At 36.6% G+C, this 23,731-nt stretch carries 18 protein-coding genes; 6 read left to right on the top strand and 12 right to left on the bottom strand.

Translation table 11 applies throughout. The features are described from left to right. Positions 1-19 precede the first annotated feature (19 nt). Both AB1278_RS11660 and AB1278_RS11655 read right to left on the bottom strand, forming a co-directional pair. Positions 20-922, bottom strand: a complete 903-nt coding sequence (locus AB1278_RS11660) for a TssN family type VI secretion system protein (RefSeq protein ID WP_110011562.1) — start codon at positions 920-922, stop codon at positions 20-22. A 54-nt stretch (positions 923-976) separates the two neighbouring features. Next, a complete protein-coding gene (locus AB1278_RS11655; protein ID WP_202840599.1) occupies positions 977-1,918 on the bottom strand; it encodes a type VI secretion system baseplate subunit TssG in 942 nt (313 codons plus the stop codon). Positions 1,919-2,377: 459 nt separating this feature from the next. Between AB1278_RS11655 and AB1278_RS11650 the strand changes: the two genes are divergently transcribed. From AB1278_RS11650 to AB1278_RS11625, 6 genes are all read left to right on the top strand, one after another. Then, positions 2,378-3,169, top strand: coding sequence for a S1/P1 nuclease (locus AB1278_RS11650; RefSeq protein WP_110011560.1), 792 nt, complete (start codon positions 2,378-2,380; stop codon positions 3,167-3,169). 375 nt (positions 3,170-3,544) lie between these two features. Next, complete coding sequence (locus tag AB1278_RS11645) at positions 3,545-4,411, top strand: sigma-70 family RNA polymerase sigma factor (RefSeq protein ID WP_002979276.1); 867 nt, start codon at positions 3,545-3,547, stop codon at positions 4,409-4,411. 187 nt (positions 4,412-4,598) lie between these two features. Beyond that, positions 4,599-5,207 carry a hypothetical protein gene (locus AB1278_RS11640; protein ID WP_120231317.1) on the top strand — a complete coding sequence of 203 codons (609 nt, stop codon included), beginning with the start codon at positions 4,599-4,601 and terminating at the stop codon, positions 5,205-5,207. A 14-nt stretch (positions 5,208-5,221) separates the two neighbouring features. Beyond that, on the top strand, positions 5,222-5,722 hold the full coding sequence (locus AB1278_RS11635; RefSeq protein WP_202840601.1) for a GNAT family N-acetyltransferase: 501 nt from the start codon (positions 5,222-5,224) through the stop codon (positions 5,720-5,722). Positions 5,723-5,744: 22 nt separating this feature from the next. Continuing rightward, complete coding sequence (locus AB1278_RS11630; protein WP_228436669.1) at positions 5,745-5,954, top strand: FAD-dependent monooxygenase; 210 nt, start codon at positions 5,745-5,747, stop codon at positions 5,952-5,954. 21 nt (positions 5,955-5,975) lie between these two features. Next, on the top strand, positions 5,976-8,009 hold the full coding sequence (locus AB1278_RS11625; RefSeq protein WP_411413121.1) for a S9 family peptidase: 2,034 nt from the start codon (positions 5,976-5,978) through the stop codon (positions 8,007-8,009). A gap of 739 nt (positions 8,010-8,748) precedes the next feature. Here the strand turns inward: AB1278_RS11625 and AB1278_RS11620 are convergent. The 10 genes from AB1278_RS11620 to AB1278_RS11575 form a co-directional block, all read right to left on the bottom strand. Further along, on the bottom strand, positions 8,749-9,225 hold the full coding sequence (locus AB1278_RS11620; RefSeq protein ID WP_202840605.1) for a heme-binding domain-containing protein: 477 nt from the start codon (positions 9,223-9,225) through the stop codon (positions 8,749-8,751). Positions 9,226-9,237: 12 nt separating this feature from the next. After that, positions 9,238-9,864 carry a DUF3347 domain-containing protein gene (locus AB1278_RS11615; RefSeq protein ID WP_429814413.1) on the bottom strand — a complete coding sequence of 209 codons (627 nt, stop codon included), beginning with the start codon at positions 9,862-9,864 and terminating at the stop codon, positions 9,238-9,240. A 27-nt stretch (positions 9,865-9,891) separates the two neighbouring features. Further along, complete coding sequence (locus AB1278_RS11610; RefSeq protein WP_202844379.1) at positions 9,892-12,660, bottom strand: multicopper oxidase domain-containing protein; 2,769 nt, start codon at positions 12,658-12,660, stop codon at positions 9,892-9,894. 104 nt (positions 12,661-12,764) lie between these two features. Further along, positions 12,765-13,238, bottom strand: a complete 474-nt coding sequence (locus tag AB1278_RS11605; protein ID WP_202840609.1) for a DUF3347 domain-containing protein — start codon at positions 13,236-13,238, stop codon at positions 12,765-12,767. 120 nt (positions 13,239-13,358) lie between these two features. Beyond that, on the bottom strand, positions 13,359-13,739 hold the full coding sequence (locus AB1278_RS11600) for an HYC_CC_PP family protein (RefSeq protein WP_238349628.1): 381 nt from the start codon (positions 13,737-13,739) through the stop codon (positions 13,359-13,361). A gap of 163 nt (positions 13,740-13,902) precedes the next feature. Continuing rightward, a complete protein-coding gene (locus AB1278_RS11595) occupies positions 13,903-16,140 on the bottom strand; it encodes a TonB-dependent receptor plug domain-containing protein (protein WP_429814409.1) in 2,238 nt (745 codons plus the stop codon). Positions 16,141-16,183: 43 nt separating this feature from the next. Continuing rightward, positions 16,184-16,993, bottom strand: coding sequence for a 3-deoxy-8-phosphooctulonate synthase (gene kdsA / locus AB1278_RS11590; protein WP_429814406.1), 810 nt, complete (start codon positions 16,991-16,993; stop codon positions 16,184-16,186). 912 nt (positions 16,994-17,905) lie between these two features. Next, the gene (locus tag AB1278_RS11585; protein WP_429814403.1) at positions 17,906-18,433 is read right to left on the bottom strand and encodes a DUF1697 domain-containing protein; all 528 of its coding nucleotides are present in this window, start codon (positions 18,431-18,433) and stop codon (positions 17,906-17,908) included. Positions 18,434-18,557: 124 nt separating this feature from the next. After that, complete coding sequence (locus AB1278_RS11580; RefSeq protein ID WP_429814400.1) at positions 18,558-20,051, bottom strand: hypothetical protein; 1,494 nt, start codon at positions 20,049-20,051, stop codon at positions 18,558-18,560. Between the two features lie 88 nt (positions 20,052-20,139). Further along, positions 20,140-23,625 (bottom strand): glycosyltransferase family 117 protein, encoded by a 3,486-nt coding sequence (locus AB1278_RS11575; protein ID WP_202840615.1) that lies wholly within the window; start codon positions 23,623-23,625, stop codon positions 20,140-20,142. Positions 23,626-23,731: the final 106 nt, after the last annotated feature.

The raw sequence follows: 23,731 nt of genomic DNA, 5'->3' as shown, positions 1-23,731 counted from the left end.
TACTTTTTAATTTTTTGTGTTATGATTTTCTTGTGACTCCCTCCTCTTCATGCTGAATAACTCTCTTACAAATCACCACTTCATTTTCAGAAATGTTGTTTGTCGTAATGTCGTGGTCGAAATCTATATATTTTCTAAAACTGAAAAACGATTTTTTGGTGTAGAAAATCCAGTAATAAGGCTCATTTCCCTCGTCTGAAAGATGAATAATGGAACCCGGATTTTTATGATTGTAATCATCTACTACCCTGTAGAACCAGTCTCCGAAAGTAACTCCGGTAGGAAGTGTTTTGGCTTTAATTCTGAAACGGTTGGTATCTTCTAATTTTTTGCTCAGTTCAACATTCAGGACCATTAATCTGTCAAAATCGGCACCTTCAAAATCAGGCAGTTTCTGCTCCGGAGAATATCTCCACGTTTTATAAATATCAAAAGGAATGCTGATAAACTGAATATAGCAGTAATAAAAAACCATCGGAACCACAAAGATCACCATACTTGTCGCTGCCATTACAGCATATCCTGTACCTTTACTCATCAGGTTGAAGAGCAGTGTAAAAAGATATCCGCCCAAAGCGATACACGTCAGAGAAAGGATAGATTCAAACAGAATGCTCATTGCCAGAGAATCGATGTGCTTTTTGAAATATTTATGCAGCAGATTCACATGAATAATCCCAAAAATAAGATAGATCACCTGTGCAATAAGATACCAGTACGGATTAAAAAGGTTTCCCGCAAACCCAAAAACACCCGGAATAGCCAGACATAAGCTGCAGAGCAGTACGTATATAATAATTACTTTAATTTTTATCGCAGGTTTATTTCTCCTGATTACACCGAGTATAACCATCATAATAATAGCGATTAAAGGCATTAAGATATACCTTAGAAAAATACCTTTTACTGAAGAAATTTCCATTTGTTTCTTTTCGAATTTATACTTTGTTGGTAGTTGTAAATATAATAAAATAATTTAGAGGAATGTAGAGTATCCAAGGCGGCTGGCATTTCTTTCATCGTCCTCAAGGCTGAATGAATATTCCTTCTTTTCGGTAACAAAATTCTCCTCTACGTCCACTGTTACAGGAAGAAAATAATCATACAGAGCCTGAAGCACATTTCTGAACGGACTTCCCGGAATATATTTCTTCATATCCCCGTAAGGAATAGGACCAATGTTTACCACCCAGTTTCGCTGCCCGTCCATATGAGGTCCGCTTGGAATATAGGTGACGCCCAATCTTGAATTTCCCAGTAACATGGAATTATCATTTTTCTCAATTCCGTCAATAATATTAGGTGAAAAACTTACTTTTACCGGTACCTGCAGAAAAGCAGTCATACATCTTTCAAACCATCTTTTGTCTCCTCTGATCTGATGGAAAAACGGTAAAATATGCATAAAAATATAAGCGTTCTGCTTGTCCAGCATTTTTATAAGAGGCCAAAGCTCACTCACTGTTTCCAGCAAAGAATCTGTATTGCTTGTAATATCAAATTCTGATTCTTTAAGCAAAGCACTTATTTCTGTAAAAAATACTTCCAGCTCAAAAGGCCGGAAAAACTTACGGGCATCATCTTCTACCCTTTTCTGCTTCCGGATTTCTCTTACTACAGTATCTACATTTTTTCTGGAAGCTCCGAGAGACGGCGGATGGAATAAACCTTCCGGAAGATAGTCATAAATGCCTTCCCTGTAAGTCTCTATAGTAAAAACTTCCTCATCAAATCCTAAATAACTGCTTGAAATACTTTTAATATCTTTCAGGTAAGCACGGTCGTTTACGCCCACACGCTCAATGAAGATATTGCTTACCGCACGATGGTATTTCAAGAGGTTTACAGCCACAGCTTCAGCCTTAAAGTCTGTCTGCAGCTTATTGTAATGCATATCTACAATATTATTCTCATACATAGTGTTTCCTCTGATTATGACTTGTAAAGATAATATATCTCATAAGTTTGAAAAAATATTTTTACAACAATTTTATCCTAAAAATAATAATTTATTGACATTAATAGGAATAATTTTCTACAAATTCCGTGAAAATACGGTAAACAGCCTATTTATTTGCTTTTTTAAATTTAAAATTAACTATTCAGAATCAATCGATTAAAGGGTTTTCATTTATCATTTAAGTTCAAGGTTTAAAATTTAAAGTGTAAGGTTGTGATTCAGATTCTAAACTATAATCCGTATTGTTCTCTTCTGTTACCTTTATTACCGGAAAAACCCAAGCGTCAAACCTACTGTAATTGCTTCTTTTATTTAAATTAAATTTTATTAACATCATCATATGGAATAAATTCAGGATAAAGCATGCTCATTCCGAAAGCGGGCCGTATCTTTGCAGACTGAAAATTGTTATTTAAAATGAAAAGTATTTATTCTAAAATTCTGATTTTAGCATTCATGGCCTCTTCACTTTATTCTTATGCGTGGGGATTAACGGGACACAGAGTGATTGCAGACATTGCACAAAACCACCTTTCCCGCAAAGCAAGAAGAGAGATTAAAAAGATCATGGGAAAAGAGCGTCTGGCTTACTGGGCAAACTGGCCGGATTTTATCAAATCTGATACAACAGGCGCATGGAAGCAGGCTTCATCATGGCATTATGTAAACATTGATCCGATGACTGATTTTAAAGCTTTCGAACAAAACTTAAAAGCACAGGCGGGACCAAGCCTTTATACTCAGGTAAATACCCTTTCCAGCCAGATCAAAGATAAAAACACTTCTGAAAAAGACAGAAAAATTGCTTTGATCTTCCTTATTCACATTATGGGAGATCTTGCTCAGCCTCTACACGTAGGAAGAGCTGAAGATTTAGGTGGAAACAAAATCAATGTTACCTATTTCGGGGAAAAAACAAATTTACACTCTGTTTGGGATGGAAAATTAGTAGATTCTCAAAAATACAGCTACACCGAATATTCTAAGCTTTTAGATATCAAATCTAAAGAAGAAGTAGCACAGATTCAGTCCGGAACACTGGAAGACTGGCTGTATGATTCTCACAAAATCGCCAATAAGATCTATGCACAGACTCCAAATGATTCTAAATTAGCTTACGATTACCAGTACAAGTTTAATGAAACGATGGAAAGACAGCTTCTATACGGAGGATTGAGACTGGCAAAAGTATTAAACGAACTTTTCTAGTTACGAGTTGCGAGTTGCGGGTTCATTAACCATAATAGCCTGCAATAGTAATCTTAGATATAAAGACGGGACTTCGGTTTCGTTTTTTTTTGTTTAAAGTTTAAGGTTTAGGATTTAGGATTTAGGATTTAGGATTTAGGATTTAGGGAAATTATAAAGTTTGTAAATGAATTTACCTCTTTTAGAATTTATATTTATTTTTTTAAATGATAAACCAAAACACACAACAATTTAGTTATCAGTTATTTAATCTATTATTAAAAAATCATTAATACATTTTATAGTATACTTTGCACAAAAATATTAAATCCTGTGTAACCTTTTTACCTTTTCATACGTATATATTATAGTAACTCTTTTTTGAGGAAAAAATAAATGAGACAATTAAAAATCACTAAGCAGGTTACCAACAGGGAAACTGCTTCATTAGACAAGTATTTGCAGGAAATTGGTAAAGTGGAACTGATTACTGCGGACGAGGAAGTAGAATTGGCACAAAGAATACGTGCCGGCGACAGAGCCGCACTTGAGAAATTAATCAAAGCCAACCTTCGTTTCGTAGTATCTGTATCTAAGCAATACCAAAATCAGGGTCTTTCTTTACCCGATTTGATCAATGAAGGTAACTTAGGATTAATGAAAGCGGCAAAAAGGTACGATGAAACTAGAGGTTTCAAATTTATCTCTTATGCAGTATGGTGGATCCGTCAATCAATTTTACAGGCATTGGCTGAACAGTCAAGAATTGTAAGATTACCATTGAACAAGATTGGATCTATCAACAAAATCAATAAAGCATACGCTCACCTTGAACAGGAAAATGAAAGACCACCTTCTCCGGAAGAATTGGCTGAAGTTCTTGACATGAGCGAGGAAGATATCAAAGAATCTATGAAAAACTCCGGAAGACACCTGTCTATGGATGCACCTTTGGTAGAAGGTGAAGATTCTAATCTTTATGATGTATTACGTTCAGGAGAATCTCCAAGTCCTGATAAAGATCTGATGCTTGAATCTTTACAAATTGAGATTGAAAGAGCATTGAATACTTTGACGCCAAGAGAGGCTGATTTAGTAAGATTATACTTCGGACTGAACGGAAAACACCCAATGACTTTAGAGGAAATTGGTGAAACTTTCGATCTTACAAGAGAGAGAGTTCGTCAGATCAAAGAAAAAGCAATTAAGAGACTAAAACACAATACCAGAAGCAAGATCCTTAAATCTTACCTGGGTAAATAATTTTAGCGTAAAAATTTTATAGGCGGAGTCTGTTTTTCAGGCTCCGTTTTTTTATGGATGTAACATTTTTCAAAGTTTATTCAACTAATTAAAATCATATCCTTTAATCCACTTGCGTTAGCATTGAAATGATTAACTTTAATAGCTTTGGATATGATGCTGATTTTCAACTAAAACAAAACATACTATGAAAAAAATACTTTTCGCTTCTATCCTTGCCTTGTCTCTATTTTCCTGCAGTGAAAACAAATCGCAGCACGCTCCTGTGGTAGAAAATGCAGTTGACAATGCTGAATCTTCAGTTTCCGGTGCTATTAAAAAAAATACCAGATACTCCTCACGTGAAGGAAATCTTGTTCAGGAAATCTATCTGGAGCTTATAAAAAATGATAAAACTTTACAGGATCTTGACTTAAGAATAGAAAATATTCAAAAGGAAACGGAAACCTCCATTTCGGAATATGATGATGTTATTCAAAAATCGGAAACATACTATAATGATGCGACTGTATTATCCGGTTCCATTACAGATTCCATTACCAAGAAACAAATTGAAAAAGAGATAAAAGCAAGCGCTGAAAAATATGATGTAAAAACACAGACGATCAGAGACCTCATCGCCAAAATAAAAGCAAACAGGACCACACTTCATGATCAATACCTTGTATTCAAAATCAGAAAAACACTTCCTGAAATTGAAAAATATCAAAAGGCCCATCCTCTGAAAACAGACAGTCTCAATCAATTTATCAATAAGCAGAATAAACTGCTGGAAGAGCTGAAAAATCTGAAATAAAATTATAACACCTTATGAAATATACGACCCAATGGCTTACCGATAAAAGCCGCGTAAAAGAACTTGTAGACTTTTTTATTACGCATAAAACAGATGCTTATATTTCTCATGGCGAAATGATGTCCGGCAGAGCCATAGACTCACACCACTGGAATCCTGATCTTGAACTGATCCTGACAGAACAGCTGATCACCGATTTTAATTCCGATGGCAGTTCCAAACTGAATATTCTGGTTGCAGAAAATGAAAATGGAGAAATAGTCGGCATGATGGTTTTCAACGTCATCAACAGTCCTTTTAAAAAGTATGCTATTCTGGAAGATATGCTTCTGGATCAGTCAGTGAGAGGCCAGTCTCTTGGAAGTAAACTGCTGGAGAAAGCTATTCATGAATCTAAAAGCTGGAACATCAGTTTTATCTTATTAGAAAGTGGAGTCAACAATCATGGCGCTCACAACTTTTTCAGTAAGTACGGTTTCAAAAAAGTGTCGGAGAGTTATATTTTAAGTTTATAAATTAAAATTCAGGTCCTAACTTATGAGCACCATTTCTATTATCGGAGCCGGAATCGGAGGACTTATCCTCGGAAATGTACTGAAACAGCATCAGTATGATTTCACGATCTATGAATCTGCGCCTGAAATAAAACCGGTAGGAGCAGGAATTATGATGGCCGTCAATGCAATGCAGATATTCGATAAATTAGGTTTAAAGGAAAAAATTAAAAAATCATCAACAATTTATTAATAACAACTAAAAATTAACAACATGAAAAAAATTTTTTATGTATTGCTCCTGCTCATAGGAGTTCATACGGCACAAGCTCAGGAAGTCCCGGTACTGGACAGAGCTTTATTCTTTGGTAACCCGGAAATTTCCGGAGGACAACTGAGTCCCGATGGGAAATGGATTTCCTTTACAAAAGAATATGAAGGGATTATGAATATCTGGGTAAAAAAAATTGATGAGCCTTTTGAAAAAGCACGTCCTTTAACAAACAGCAAACGCCCGTTGAATGGATATTTCTGGACAGAAGACGGAAAATATATTCTGTATGTAAAAGATAATAACGGGGATGAAAACATGAATATTTTTGCAGTAGATCCTATGGCAAAAGTAACAAAAGGAGTTCCGGAATCAAGAAATATTACACCGCTTAAAGACGTTACTGCAAGTATCTACATGGCAAGCAGAAAAGATCCCGATTTGCTGATGATTGGATTGAATAACCGCGATAAAGCATGGCATGATCTGTATTCGGTGAAAATTTCTACAGGAGAACTGAAAAAGATTTACGAAAATAGAGACCGTATCACCAGCTATGAATTTGACTGGGATGAAAAATTAAGGGTTCTTTCCAAAACGGATGATAAAGGAACGACACAGTTTTTTTATAAAGAAGGTGATAAACTGACTCCTATTTACGAGACACTGGTTACAGAAAGTGCTTATATCTCCAACTGGAACGAAGACAATTCTAAGTTTTATCTGGTAACCAATAAAGGAGATCTTGATAAATCTGCACTATTCCTGATGGATCCGAAAACAAAACAGATTACAAAAATAGAAAGTGATCCTAAAGATAAAGTAGATTTTGGAGGACTTTTCCTGGACAGAAATACAAGAAAAATGATCTACACTTCTTACACCGGAGATAAAACAGAATATTACTGGAAAGATAAAGCCTGGGAAGCTAACTACAAATTCCTGCAAAGTAAATTCCCTGGAAGAGAGGTTGGTTTTGCAAGCTCTACCAATGATTATTCTAAGTTCCTGGTTTCTGTAGGAGGAGATAAATATGCTTCAGAAGCCTATTTCTTCGATGCAAAAACAAAACAGCTGATATTCCAGTATACCCCAAGAACAGAACTGAAAAAAGTTGAAAAATACCTGGCGGCCATGACTCCTATCAGCTATAAAAGCAGTGACGGACTTGAAATTCCGGCTTACCTGACTTTACCTGTAGGTTCTTCTGGAAAGAATGTTCCTGTTGTGGTTTTAGTACACGGAGGCCCGAAAGGTCCAAGAGATTATTGGGGATATAACTCAACCGTACAGTTTTTAGCCAACAGAGGATATGCTGTGCTTCAGCCTAACTTCAGAGCAAGTGGCGGATATGGTAAAAAGTTCCAGAATGGCGGAGATCTTCAGTGGGGAAAACTGATGCAGGATGACATTACCTGGGGCGTAAAATATCTGATCGATCAGGGAATTGCAGATAAAAACAAAGTGGTGATCATGGGAGGAAGCTATGGAGGCTATGCAACGCTGGCCGGGCTGGCTTTCACTCCGGATGTATATGCTGCGGGAGTAGATATCGTAGGACCAAGTAACTTATTTACATTACTGGATTCTGTTCCTGCTTATTGGGAATCTGCCCGTGCATTCCTTTATGGGATGGTAGGTGATCCAAAAACGGAGGAAGGTAAAAAACGTATGCATGATGCAAGCCCACTATTCAGTGTAGATAAAATCAATAAACCATTATTGATTGTTCAGGGAGCTAATGATCCAAGAGTAAAGCAGGCTGAAGCAGATCAGATTGTCATTGCTCTTCGTGATAAAGGTAAAAAGGTAAACTACATTCTTGCTGATGATGAAGGTCATGGATTCCGTAAACCTGTAAACAGCATGGCGATGTATGCTGAAACCGAAAAATTCCTTGCTGAAGTTATCGGAGGAAGATATCAGAAAGAAATGCCTGAAAATGTGGCAAAACGTCTGAAGGAAATGACGGTTGATATTTCAAAAGTTACTTATACACCAGCAAAGACTGAAAAAGCCGTGGGAGCTTCTAAATAAAAGCATCTTATATATTACATAAAGCCATCTCGTGAAAATGAGGTGGCTTTTGCTTTTAGCTAAATTATTAACATTTTTCTTATAAAAATTATACCCATCAATTCCATAAAACCAACACATTACATTTGAGTAATTAATAATAAAAAATACTATTATGAATGTAAAAGAAAAAGAAAAAATTGAAAAGCTAGTTAAAAAGCAATTAACTCAATTTATTTTATTACTCTTAAAAGACTTACTAAAAAAAATAATAGATTGGTGAATCCAGTAAGTTTGCTAAGGAAAGTAACTTTAGTAAATGAGTTTGCATCTAAATGTACATATCAAAATTGTGATTTGAAAGATGGCAAAGTTTATTTTGACAAGGAAGTTTCCAAAGCCTGTAAAATGATTATTGATCATTACTTATAGATAAGTGTAAAAGTACTATGCAGATGTAAAGACACTTTGCAGGGTAGTATTTAAAACGCAAAGGCTTCACTTTTGAATAGTAAAATTTTAAGGGAGCAAAGCCGGAATCAATTTCATTGATTCTTTTTAAGCGAATGTATTATTTAAAGCCTCATCAGCGACAAAGTCGCAACTCTTTGCCCTCTAAAATTAAGCATTGCAATTATCTATTCTTTGCGTTTACATACAGTTTGCCAATAACTAACATCTATTTGAACTGCAGGAGCTTCTGAATAAAGTTTTTGTATCCACAAACAAAGCCATTCGTTTCAGAATGGCTTTTATCTTTTTAATTCTTATTGGCTTTATTATTTTCAGTCTGCACCAACTCTATCCAGCGGACCATTTCTTTTACCTGACTTTCAGAAAGCACAGCTTTCGGATGTAGATAAGTATAAGACGTAAGCGGCATTTTTTTCTGTTGGATCTGATTAGCAACAGATTCTAATTTATTGGCCTGCTTACGTTGACTGTAGCTACCCCATTCATTAAAATTCAATTCCTCTTTTCCTTTTTTAATATGCTTTTCAAGATAATAACTTAAAGGCTGTATATAGGAATAGAACGGATAATGCGTAGAATTGCTGTGACAGTCATAACAAGATTGCCTTAAAACAGATTGTACATTCTCGGGAACTTTATAAACCTTTGAAATATCTGTTGAAGGAACCTGCCCGTAATCAATATTACGGGCAGGCTGAATAATCTGAATAAGTAAAAAAATGAGAACAAACCCTAAAAATATGCTTTTAATGTGTCGGTTCATTTCTTTTTACATTTAAAATACTTTTTTTACAGAGCCACAGTTAATCATTTTCTGTCCCTCATATGGATTGACAATCTCCTCTGATTCGCTGATCCAGGTTCCACCTTTTCCGTTATTGTACATCGGACAGAAATCCTGGTATAATTTTAAACCGCCTGTTCCCTGTTCTTTTATTAAATCGGTGATATCATTACTCAGGGAAAGCAGATGTTCTCTCTGATGAGCTATATCATCAGATTTTTCACCTATATGTTCTGCGTTCTCTGCTGCACTTTCTATAATATCACGCAACTCAGAATTGTTTTTTGCATCAGTTGTACTGATGTCTATTTTCTTTAAGATGGAAAACAGGTTTTTAGCCGCATCGGAAGCTTTTTTAGAATCATCCTGAGCCAGGGCATTTTTTAGAGGAAGGTAACCTTTGATAACTTGCTGAATCGGAAAAGGTGAAAGCTCCTCTGCTTCTTTTTTATTTTCCGGATTTTCTTTTAGCTCCTGACTTGAAGTTTCGCCAGCCTCAGTTGTTTCTATTGTTTTGATTTCCGGTTCTGCGGCCTTGTTTTCAGCTATTTTATGATCGGGTTTATTACAAGAATATAATGTAGCTCCCACAAACAATACGGTTATTATATTTTTCATTGTTTCTTAAATAATAGGGTTAAAAAATTAATATGTTAAAGTGACACCTGCGCCCCAGCCCAGTTCGTTATCATAATTTCCCGAAAGAGACAGCCATTTTTGAACGATATATCTAACTCCGGTTGAAAACTCGCCGTCTGAATTGACAGAGAAATTTCCTCTCAGTCTTCTGGAAAGTGGTATATCTTCTCGGCTAAGTTCCAATAACACTTTTCCGTTTTGATCAACACTTGCGTCAGCAGTGATGAGCATTGGCAGCACATACTGCATACCCACCATGAATGTAAACTTATTCTTGGAGGCTTTCTGCTGCCCGAACCAGGTCTTTTTACCGTGAAAATCCGTTCCCATATCTTCTGCCATCTGTCTTTCCATGATCTCATGATTCTTTTGAACTCTGATTCCGGCATAAGGAAGCGCCCACTGGAATTTACCTAAAAAACGTCCCACTTTCGCACTTCCTTCGAAATGATCAAAGTTCCAGTTGGAATGAAACTCATTCAGGTTAGCCCATCTAGGCCCGAACATCGTCATCGTTTCTGCATGGATTCTATTGCTAGCTACATCCAGCATCGCCATAGAGCTTGTCATTTTATTATCCTGTATAAAATTTTTCCAGGCTAATTTTCTGTTGGGAAGCTGCGGATTCGGCTTTGAGTTTTCATAACTGAAGATTCTTCCCATTCCTGCCATCATATGGTATAAAATGTGACAGTGGAAAAACCAGTCTCCATCCTGATTCGCAGCAAATTCTATCGTTACGGTTTCCATTGGCATGATATCCACAACATTTTTCAGTGGAGAATATTCTCCTTTTGAATTGATCAATCTGAAATCATGACCGTGAAGGTGCATCGGGTGACGCATCATAGAATTATTATACATCTTGATTCTAAGAACCTCTCCTTTTTTGATCAGAATTTTATCTGTCTCTGTTACGGTTTTATTATCCAGTGTCCACAGATAATGATTCATATTCCCTTCCAGCGTAAATTTCATTTCACGAATGCTGTCTGAGGGAAGAATGGTTTTCTCAGGAGATTTCAAAATATTGTAAGACAGTCTTTTGATTGTTTTCTCTTCCTTCATATCCATTCCGGCATGTTGAGAATGATCCTCTTTCTGATCTTCCTTCGTCTTCACACCCATCATTTCATTGATGTGCTTCGCTGTAGTCTTTCTCTGGCTTTCGGATAATTCAGGGTACATCACTTCGTTCATATCCATCATCTGATTTCCCATCGTCATATTCATCGGTTTCATATTTCCGCTCATCTCCATCATGCCGTTCATCATTTTCATCCCTTCAAAAAGCATCAGCCTTGGAAGGTTGGGAGCTTCAACCTTTTCTCCTGAACCCAGCCAGAGAGAAGCGTGTCCTATTCTGTCTTCAGAAGTCGCTCTGAATTCAAAGCTTTTGTTTTCAGGAATGGTCACTTCAATATCATAGGTTTCCGACACTCCTACAATCAGACGGTCAACTTCTATCGGTACCACGTCATTCCCGTCATTTCCCACTACTTTTATCTTTCCTCCGCCATAATTTAACCAGAAATAGGTAGAGGAACCTCCATTGGCAACTCTCAGTCTTACTTTATCACCCGCTTTTACATTAGAATAATCTGAACTTGGTGCGCCATTGATTAAGAATTTATCGTAATAAACATCACTTACATCCATGGCTTCCATTCTTTTCCATTCATTCAGTACTTTTGTCCCAAAATTTCCGGATTTGATGGCTTCCCAGTAACTCTGTACGGCATTTTTCTTTACCGCATACCAGTCTGTATTGGCCATATGAAGCCTTCTTGCAATCTGCATCGGATCATCATCACTCCAATCTCCAAGTAATACCGGAATTTCAGCATTGTATGTTGTTTTTGGCTCACCTTCTCTTTTTTTAAATACCAGAATACCGTTCATCCCAATCTGTTCCTGAAGGGCTTCATGCGAATGATACCAGTACGTTCCGTTCTGAGAAATTCTGAATTTGTATAAATGAGTTTCCCCAGGTTTTACAGGTTTTGTGGTAAGGTATGGAACACCATCATGTTCATTGGGAAGAATCACGCCGTGCCAATGCAGCCCTGTATTTTCCTTAAGCATATTGTGCAGGTAGATCTCTGCAGTATCTCCTTCTGTAAAATATAAAGTCGGAGCCTGAAGTTTACCATTGATTGCAATTGCTCTTCTGTTTTTTCCTGTAAAATTGACAATCGTATCTTTTACATAGAGATCGTAACGAACTGTTTTTCCTCCAAAAGTAATCTTTCCATTTTCTGAATTACGTTTTAAAACAGTTTTTTCTTCTTTAGGATTTTCAGTCTGTGTATGGGAATGAGCTTCTTTTTCTACCAGTTCCATCCCGCATTTCGGACATTTTCCCGGTTTGTCTGAAACTATTTCAGGATGCATCGGGCAGGTATACGTAGTTTGAGCCTGTTTCTGAGCTTTAGATTCCGATTGATTTAAATCCTGAGTTTTAGCCGGCAATACAATCTTTGTCTGAGATTTAGCATCATTAACCTTTTTAGCTTCTGCTTTTTTCTCAACCTTTCTCTTATTTATTTTTGTTTCTGCAGGTTTTGCTTTAGCCTCTGTTTTAGGGGTAGGCTTTACTTCCGGTTTTGCTGCTACTTTGGGTTTTATAACCACTGTTTTTTTCACGAGAGTCATTCCGCATTTCGGGCAGTCTCCGGGTTTTGATGACACCACTTCCGGGTGCATGGGACAGGTATAATACGTTTTTGTAGTTTGTGCGAAAGTAAACACAGAGAATAAAAGCATCAGAAACATTATCAGTTTTTTCATAATATTTCGAACTTTTTAGAAGCTGCATGGATTAAAGTTAATTCTAATTTAAGCCATGCAACTTATTGTTTTTAACAATAATACAACAATTAGTTAATTTCTGACTTTACGCTACCACAAGAAAGCATAGATTTCCCATAGTATGGGTTAACGATCTGTTTTTCATCGCTTAGCCAGCTTCCGTCTGCCATTGGGCAATATTGAACGTAGACTGGTTTTTCAGAAAGTTTGAACTCTTTGGTCAAAGCAATCATATTGTCGGAAAGATTGAAAAAAGTTTCTCTTTGTGCGGCAACTGTTCTTGCTTCAGAAATGGCAGAGGCATCTTTTCTGAGAATATTAAGGTTTCCTTCAGAAACAACTTTATAGTCGATGGCTGAAGCTGTTTTAATGAATTCTGTTGCTGCTTTTGAAGTTGTATCAGCATCATCTGAAGCTAAAGCTGATTTAATGGCGATATAGTTCTGATACAGCTTAGTAACCTGAGCATCCTTTTTAGATTGTGCTGATAATGAAATGATTGAAAATAAAGATAAGGCTGCTGTGATGATATATTTTTTCATTGTTTTAAATTTTAGAATTAATTTTTTAATAAAGAATAAAGGGTAACGCATCAGTACTGCGTCAGAACATGTCGTCTGTAACGGTATATAACTCATTATACCGGAGACGACTGACGGATTCTAAATTCTAAAATTACAATGATTGATGTAGATAGGGACCGGCCGGAATTCAGGCGGCGCATTAATCTGGATCTGGGTAAATTTCGTAGCTGAAAAAGACTTGTCAACAACTGGAAACTGATGTTTCACCGGAATTTCTGAAACTGCACTTAAGAAATCCACATTCAGATAATCTGATTTCTGTGAATCGTCTACTTTTACGATTTTAATCTCTGTTTTGCAGCATCCCTTTTTATCTTTAACGCCGCATTTTCCACAGATGTCATCTACTTTCTGGCTTACGGAAACAAATTCTTTCATGCAATAATGAATGCTAAATGCCGCTCCGGAAGAAAAGCCGAAGTAGAAAATAGAAAACAATATGGCAAGAATCTTTTTCATTGGTAAGACAAAGTTAAAAATATCTGTGATACCGTTGTTATAAAATTTGGTAATGTTGTTATAAAATTCGGGTAAATAAAAAAGCTTCCAAAAAAATTTGAAAGCTTTTATTTTACATATTTTCTGACAGATTAAGATAAAATCAACCTCAACCTTTTTGTTTTTACAGTTTAAATTCCAGTTTTACATTAAAGAAACGCCCTGTAAGACGTACCGGAACAGGATACATATAATTGCTGTTATAATCTGTGATCCATTGGTTCGCAACCGTATTGTTAATGTTAAATGCGTTGAAAACCTGAACGCCTAATGTCAGCTCTTCAAAATTACCCCAGAAACCGGATCTCTTATTTTTTTCTTTTGGATCAATAAATACCTTTGTCAACCCTAAGTCTACCCTTTTATAGGAAGGAAGGGTCTGCTGATAATTATAAGCTGAGCCAAAATCCGGCTGTCCGTTACTGTTGAATAGTACAGGAGCTCCTGTAGGTAATCCCATAGCGTACACGAGGGTAAGGTTCACACGCATAGACGGAAAACTTGGCATATAATCCTGATAGAACATAGCAAATCTCAACCTTTGATCTGTAGGTCTTGGAATATCTCCTCTTCCATCAATATTTTCATACACTCTGGCATAACTTGCAGACAACCATGAATCCACACCCGGAACAAATTCTCCGAATAGTCTGGTATCGATACCATACGCATATCCTTTTGAATTATTCTGCCCGGAGTAACGGATTCTTACATTATCCATATAATAAGGAATCAGGTTATCCATTTTTTTGTAATAAAGTTCCGTTGTCAGTTTGAATGGTCTGTCATACATCTGGAACTCATAATCATTGGCAAGAATGACCTGGATAGAACGCTGCGATTTTATATTAGAGTTAAAATTACCATCTAAATCTTTAATTTCTTTATAGAAAGGAGCCTGATAGTAGATTCCTCCTGAAATTTTGAACAACATATCGCTGTCCCAATCCGGTTTGATCGCAAACTGAGCTCTTGGTGAGAATATGGTTTCTTTATTGAAACTCCAGTTGGCAACACGTACTCCGGCATTCACAAATACTTTACTGGCACCCCAGTAGAACTTCTGTGAATACTGTGCATATGCTGAAAGTCTTGTAGGCACAATATTATTTTGCCCGGCAATATAATAAGCAAGCTTAAGATCTCCTGTGGTTCCGGTTCTTGGATCAATAACTTCCGGTCTTGGAAGGCTGTATCCGGCAGAGTCTACCAATTTCCACTCATTGGTAAGATCTTTCAGGTTTTCTTTTTCATATTTGAAACCTACTTCAAAATCTGTATTGACATTGGGTGAAAATTTAGCTCTGAATTGTGTTCCGTAGGTTCTTACAAACAAGTCGTTTCTTGCATGTTCTATTTGTCCTCCCACATCAAAAGACGTTACAGGCTGCTGTGTCACAGGATCAAAAGTCTGAAGCTCGTAAGCTGACTGTATCGTGTAATATTCTCTTTCTCTGTTCTGATAAGCAAAGGCATCCAGGGTAAGCTTCCACTTATCTGCCGGCTTATAGTTCATAGAGAATGTTCCCATCATATTTTTATATTGGTCATTTTCCTGGCCTCCATAGCCAATATTTACGGTAATAGGCTGCTGAAGACTTCCGAAAGTAACACTTTTTGCCCTTGGGATCATCTCATAATCATTCTTGGAATAATATCCGATGAATGACATGGAGAATTTGTCACTGACATGATAATTGAGATAAGACTGGAAATCCCAATAGGTTGGATTAAAGTCTGTATCTTCTTTTAAGGTATTAAGAACAAGGTTGGTATTTCTGTATCTGCCGGAAAATAAAGCAGTAAATTTTTTATTTTTTGAAGCCAGACCTGTTGTAAGCCTTCCTCCAATTAAGCTTGCCTCTCCTGAAACTTCAAATTTTTCAGGCTCACGGTAATAGATATTTAAGGCAGAAGACATTTTATCGCCATACTTAGCTTCAAATCCTCCCGCAGAGAAATTCACTGCAGAAACCATATCCGGGTTGATAATACTCATCCCTTCCTGTTGAGAGTTTCTGATCAGGAAAGGTCTGTAGATCTCAATATCATTAATGTAGATCAGGTTTTCATCATAGTTTCCACCACGAACCATATATTGTGAGGACAGCTCGGTATTGGAGTTTACGGAAGGTAGTGTTTTAAGCAATCCTTCAATCCCACCATTTATAGAAGCTACTGATTTCGCTTCTTTTGCTGAAATTCTTACGTTGGTAAGGTCGTTTGTTTTTCCTGTTGCTTTTTTCTGGAAGACAACTTCCTCTATATCGGTTACTTTAGTGGTCGCTGTATCTTTTTTCCTTTGTTGGGAGAAAAACAATACAGGGACCATAAGGCTTAGCGGTAAAACTAGTTTTTTCAAAAGAAATGTTTTAGAATTTCTAAAATTAATGTTTTTTTAACAATTACAAAATCGATTCTCTAATTCTTGTCAATTTTTGTAACAAATCTTCTAATAAATCTAATCTTAACATGTTGGCACCATCAGATAACGCGGTTTCCGGTGTAGGATGTGTTTCGATGAAAATTCCGTCTGCTCCCACTGCAATTCCTGCTTTGGCAACGGTTTCAATAAGGTCCGGTCTTCCGCCTGTAACGCCTGAGCTTTGATTAGGTTGCTGCAGAGAGTGCGTAACGTCCAGAATCACAGGCGCGTATTCTCTCATGGTAGGAATTCCTCTGTAATCCACGATAAGATCCGTATATCCGAAAGAATTTCCTCTTTCAATGATGGCTACTTTCTGATTGTTGGAATCTGTAATTTTCTGAACGGCAAACTTCATCGCTTCCGGAGAAAGGAACTGACCTTTTTTAAGGGTAACACATTTTCCTGTTTTAGCAGCAGCCACCAATAAATCTGTCTGGCGCACCAGGAATGCAGGAATCTGTAAAACATCCACATACTGTGCTGCTAATACTGCATGTTCATTCTCATGAATATCTGTTGTGGTAGGAATATTGAATGTCTCTCCCACTTTTTTAAGAATTTCCAGAGATTTCTCTTCACCAATCGTCGTGAAAGAATCTACACGGCTTCTGTTAGCCTTTTTGAAGCTTCCTTTGAAAATATAGGGAATATTGTATTTGTCTGTAATACTGATTACTTTTTCAGCAATTCTTAATGCCATATCTTCCCCTTCAATAATACAAGGTCCGGCAATAAGGAAAAAGTTTTTTGAATCTTTGTGCGAAATATTATCTAAATACTGAATCATTTTGTTGTAATTAAAAAGTTCAGTAAAAATACTGAGAAAGTTTCACAAATGGAAATTATTTGATTGCTTTAACAGGCTATGGCAGCAATCGTTTTTGGCTTTTGGATTTCTGATTATTTATTGATCGATGCTTCGACAGGCTCAGCATGACAGCTCTCATACTAACTGTTAATCGGCACTGGATAATTAATAAGTGATGGATGCTTCGACAAGCTCAGCAGGACAGCTCTAATACTAACTGTTAATGAGGGCTTGATAATTGATAGATGCTTCGACAGGCTCAGCAGGACAGCTCTAATACTAACTGTTAATGAGGGCTTGATAATTGATAGATGCTTCGACAGGCTCAGCAGGACAGCTCTAATACTAACTGTTAATGAGGGCTTGATAATTGATAGATGCTTCGACAGGCTCAGCAGGACAACCCTAATACTAACAGTTAATGAGGACTTGATAATTGATGGATGCTTCGACAGGCTCAGCATGACAGCTCTGATACTAGCTATTTTATTTATTTGAAAATTATAATACAAAGTATAAACCATCAATGTACAAACACCTACGTCGAAGCCACATTATATTAACGTTATTTTTTAGCGGTGTCATGCTGAGCCTGTCGAAGCATTGCGATAATTATTTAAAATTTTTTTAAATTTTCTCATGCCCGTTCACCTTCCTGCTGGTAAACTGATCTTTAAGGCTTTTTTTGCCCAATACTTTCCAAAGGTAGAATCTATGTAGATCAGCAAAATCTGTGGGAAACACTACTATAATTTATAAAAATAAAATAGGTTTTGGCTGAAGCCAATGACTGTTACTTTTTTGATAAACGGGCTAAAGCCCGTTCCTATTGAATTTCCAATAAATGTTATAATAACTGGATAAGCTATATCGAAGGATGATTCGTGTATTTTAATTCATCTTTTTCAAAATTTTTTCAAATGTATTCACATTCCTGCTGGTAAACTGATCTTTAAGGCTCTTTTTACCTAATACTTTCCCGAAGGTAGAATCTAAGGTATTTCCTTTCGGAACCTGCCAGTAAAATATATCATTAACGATTGCAGCCTTTTCATTTTCTACCTGAGTGGCTTTCTGAAACTCCTCCATCAAAACCTTTTCCACTCCGGGAATCCCTACAAAGCCATAGATGTGAAATGTATCGTTCTTTTCAAAAGGAATACTGTTCCAGAACACTTCTATCTCTTCCTGGGTTTTCACAAACAAAAAAGCTTCGTAAGAAAAATGGTCTGACATCGCTTTTTCAAGAATGGTCTTTAACTCCTCAACATTTTTATCTGAAGAAAACACAATATTTCCGGACGCCAATATTGAACTTACGTCTTTCATCCCCGTATCTTTAAAAACCTCGCAGACTTCCGCCATTTTCATATTGGTTCCTTTTACGTTGACGCCACGGAGAAAAGCACAGTATTTCATTTTTTCAGGTATTAGGTTTTAGATATTAGGTTGCAGTGATTGTTGGGTCGGACGGTTTGAGAGTATTAGAGTGAAAGAGTTATTATAAAACTTTTTTTCTGAATTCTTTCAATTTTTAAATCTTTTAATCAATTCTAATGTACAAATTATAGTCTGTTCCGGAAGGTTTCAGATGGTAAATTTTTTCCAGAATCTTATGATCACTATTCAGATGATCTTTCACACGGAATTCCTTCAAAAGCTTATAATGGGTTTTATAGTATTCTGAATTGGCGTTCTTCTCTTCATATAAATTCTGATAAGAAAGAAGATATTTCGGTTTTCTTGTTTTTACCGTGTTGATGCAGTAATTTGTTTTATCTTTTTTAATTTCCTCCTGAATCTGTTTATCTACCAATCCAACCTCATCAATCGTTTTTAATCCTGAAAAATAAGGCACATAACCTGCCGGCTCCAATAAAATCCATTGGTTTTTATCTTTTTCATATTGGTTTAAAAAGGTACCAATCGTTCTGCGGTAGTTCCATTCTCCGTTTCCTGTTGCAATACAGTGAACCGTCTGGAAGACAAGCATTGGGAAGATATAGAATACAAAAAGTAATGACAGCCATAGATTTTTCTTCTCTTTCTGTTCCAGTACAAAAATAAGAACGGGAACGAAAAGCAAAAGTTGTGGCACCCAGTAATACCAGTCAAATAAGCTCTTTTGAGAAATAAATATGATTTGTTTTGCCCATCCGAAAAGGAAAATCATCCACAAAAAATAGTTTCTTTTTTCTCTTTGTCTGATCAGATAAATAAAACAAAGCAATTCAAAAATCAAAACTACGATAGTCAGCGGATTGAAATCTCCCGGAACTTTCAGCATTCCCCAGAAATTTCCAAAGCTTTTAAAGAAATACCCGATATGCTGCTGGATCGTAAAATTTTCACTGTAAAGCAATTTTTTTGCGGTAATGGTATTGTTCACCAGTTCACCAAAGTAAAACCAGTTGAAAGCAACTGTTGATAAAACTCCAAAAGCTCCTCCGAAGATATAATTCCATCTTATTTTTCTGTTCCAGAACAGATCCACAAGAAATACAATTCCCAGGAATATGACGGTATCAATTCTGGTAAACATGATTAAAACGGGAAGAAGTGTCACAACCCATTTTTTCCCTTTGTTAAATCCGTAGTACAACAATGCCATCTCCAGAAAAAACAGAATTCCATATTCCATACCAAGGATTGAAATTTTAATGGCTGGCGGTAAAATACCGATCAGAAATATAAAGATTGCCTTATGCCATGGATTTTTTAAAACCAGATTAGACAGCCATAAAGTTCCTATGGTAAACAGTATGGAATTAAAAATCAAAAGAGGCTCAATAAAATTTTCTTTTCCAAAAACAAGATTGAAAATATAGGATACAAAAACATACAGATGTGTTGTAGATGCAGAAATTTTAGTATCTCCATTGAAGCCGATTACTCCATAATCCAATAGATTCTGGGCAACTCTCCAGGTGATAAACGCATCTTCCTGGATATAGTGCGTTAATAAAAAAAGAAGTTTAAAAAGAACCGTAGCAATGACGGCATACATTGGGAATTTGTTATTTTGTGTTTCGGACATTATGTATTTTTACTTTCACAAATATAATCTTAAAATTCAGGATTCCCAATAATAAAAAAACGGAACCGAAGTTCCGTTTTAAAGTATTTTATTTTGTTGCTTTGATAATTGCAGTCGTAATCTGATTTTCCTTTTCTTTGGAATAGGTAGAATCATAAGGCTCCATCACATCAAATAAGTACTGATAGAAAGGCGTAATTTCCTGTACATTTTCAGACTCTTTCATCGCCTTATCTCTGCCCATTTCCTGAAGATCTTTGATAAATACATTGAACTTCTTGTCAATCGGCTCTATGGATTTTACCAGATAAGCATATGCTTTTTCTTTCTGTCCGATCTTTGTATAAGCATCTGTTACTGCAGAAACCACAAGAGAATATTCCATTGGTTTTGTTCTCATCTGTCTTCTCAGATAGCTTTGATCTGCTTTGGAAAGACTTAAATAATAATCATACTCTTCAAAGATTCCTTTTTTAAGCACTTCAGCAATCTGAAGACCTTTCTGCTCCTGCCCTGCAATAATGTATCCTGAAACAATTGAACTTAATGAACGGGGATCATTATATTTCTCTGCCGGAATTTCTTTGGCTGCAAGATCCAGAATTTCCAATGCTTTAGCTTTCTGTCCGCTTAATGCAAGGGCTGCTGCCGCTCTGCTCGCTGACATTCTATAGCTGATGATATTGGAAGTAGCCGTTTCATCAAAGTGAGCATTTAAGTTTTTGAAGTTCCCCCATCTGAAGTTTTTCACTACATTATAAAGAGAATTGGCATCTACTCGTCCCATATCTCCATCAGCGCTCGGAGGTGTCTGGATAGGAATCAATCTGTAACTGAATCCGTCAAACTGAAGGTAATCGTTCAGATAGAAAATATTTTCGCTGTCATAAATACCTCCTGATGAGAAGTTGATCGGACGCTTCCAGTCGAAGTTCGCTAAAAGATCCATCAAAATCAGGTTGTTCTTATAAAGCGTATTTCCTTTGTAAGTAATCATAATCTGATTGGCTACGTTTGGAAGATCTTCTTTGTTGATAATTCCTGCTTTTAAAGCATTTTCTTTATTCACAGGAAGGATGAATTTGTTTACCGGAAGGATATTGTATTTTTCAAATTTCTCTTCTCCAAAATACATTTTCAACAATTCGTCTTTTTCAGGAGATTTGAATTTAATGAATTCAATCGCCTGTTTCAAAGTTAAAGAATCCTGAGTAAGATATTTTCTGAAAGACTGGAATTCTGTTTCCGGAGCTCCCTGTTCTTTCAACATAGAGAAAACACCTTCCCAATCTTCCTTCTTCATCATATAGATCTGGTCGTTTACCCCATCTCTATAGTCGTCGTGTGTCAGCTGGCTAGGGATTCCCATTGCATTGTACGTTCTTCTTTTGATCTGATCCAGATTCCATGGAGTTGAAGCAAGAGTAAAGTTAACCACCTTCACATCATCCCTGAACTGTTCTGTCTCCTGAATAGCCCAAACCGGGTAAGTATCGTTATCTCCGTAAACGAAAAGGATATCGTTTTTCGGCAATGATTTTAACACTGAATACGCATAGTCGTATGCAGTATATCTGTTGCTTCTGTCATGAACATTATAGTTCTGGAAGCCCATCATGAATGGTACTCCTAATAAAACCACTCCCAGAGCAATATTAGCCCCGTTTGATTTTATTTTAGATTGTAAGAACCAAAGAATAGCTCCGGCACCCAAACCGATCCAGATCGCAAATGCATAGAAAGAACCTACCATTGCATAATCTCTTTCTCTCGGTTCAAAAGGTTTTACCCCAGTATAGAAAACAATCCCTACACTTGTTAAAATAAATAAAGATAACAATGCATAGAATCTTCCGAAATCTCTGTTCAACTGGAAGAAGAACCCAATCAATCCTAAAATTAACGGAAGGAAGAAGAATTTAACTGTACTTTCATTCTTAAATTTAGCAGGCATTTTATCCTGATTTCCTACCACAGCATTATCAACGAAAGGAATTCCGGAAATCCAGTTTCCTTTTGTGCTTTCCATGTTTCCTTCAAGATCATTTTGTCTTCCTACGAAGTTCCACATGAGGTATCTTACAAAATAATATCCATTCTGAAACGTAATAAAATAATCCATATTCTGAAGGAATGAAGGCTTCTGAACATTGATCAGGTTATAAGGCTTTACTTTCAGATAATCTGAAGCGGTAATTGATTTATCTTCATATTTTGCTCTCAGTTCGTCAAAGATCTGCTTTGCCTGCGGATTGTCTGCCACATCTTCATTAGAATAATTAAATGTAAAATCAGGAGCGCCATACATAGAAATATAGTTGGCCATTACATCCTTATCTTCATTAAACATTCTCGGCATTAAGCTTACCTGAGACTTGTTGAATACATAATTGAAACGGTCTCCCGTTTTTCTGTAGGTTCCGGTTTTTTCATCTTTTTCATAGATTTCCCCGGTTTTCTTTGTTTTGAAACTTCCGTCTTCGTTTTTCTCAATTCCGTTAGCATCAAGGAATGCCGTGTAGTTTTGTCCGTAAATAGTAGGCCAGTCACCATACTGCTCTCTGTTATAATAATCGAGCATACCGATTGCCGTATCCGGATCATTAAGGTTCATTGGCGGGTTGGCATTCGCTCTGATAGGAATAACCATCCAGCAGGAGAACCCTATCATCATGAAAACTACAGATAATGCAGCCGTCTGATAAATGTTTCTTTTTGCCTTTCTTGCATATTTAATTAAGAAGTAGCAGATCGCTACCATTAAAATAAACGCTGCAATGGTTCCGGAGTGGAAAGGAAGTCCAAGACCATTCACAAAGAAAATCTCAAGTCTTCCGAACATTGTCATAATTAAAGGGAAGATAATTTTGAAAACAATAATCAAAATCCCTAATGTAATAAGGTTTGCCCAGATAAAGTTTTTCCAGGTAAACTTGTAATTTCTTGCATAGTATACCAGACATACTGCAGGAATTGCCAGCATACACATCATATGTACTCCTACAGAAAGTCCTAAAACGAAGAAAATAAGAATAATCCATCTTTCACTGTCTCCCGCCTGATACTCATTCTCCCATTTGGTGATTAACCAGACCAAAAGCGCAATGAACATAGAAGCCATAGAGTAAACCTCTCCCTCTACCGCAGAGAACCAGAACGTATCTGAGAATGTAAAGCAAAGTGCTCCCACTGCTCCCGCAAATAAAATAGAGATTTCCTGATGTTTTGTAATTTCTTCAAAATCTTTGTTTAAAAGTCTTCTCACAAAATGAGTGATCGTCCAAAACAAAAATAAAATAGTCAGCGCACTGAACAATGCAGACATCGCGTTGATCACGATAGAATAGTTTTCGCCTTTCCCTAATGCAAAAATGGCTGCCACGGCACCCACTATCTGGAATAAAGCAGCTCCGGGAGCGTGCGTTACTTCAAGTTTTACTGCAGAAGAAATGTACTCGCCACAATCCCAGAAACTGAAATTGGGTTCTATGGTGGACAAGTACGTAAAGAAAGCAATAACGAAAATCACCCATCCTGAAACGGTGTTCCATTGCCTAAAAGTCCAATTTTTCATAGTATTAAATCAATTATGCGAAAATAAGGCTTTTATCTTATTTTATGCGGGTTTTAACAAAATTTAAAAATTTTGGCGCAGTATTTGCGATTATACTCGTGTCAAA

Origin of the sequence: Chryseobacterium sp. NRRL B-14798, from assembly GCF_050470705.1 — a bacterium.
Lineage (GTDB): Bacteria > Bacteroidota > Bacteroidia > Flavobacteriales > Weeksellaceae > Chryseobacterium > Chryseobacterium cupriresistens.
Note: the sequence above shows the minus strand (reverse complement) of the source record. Positions and strands in the feature narration are given on the sequence as shown.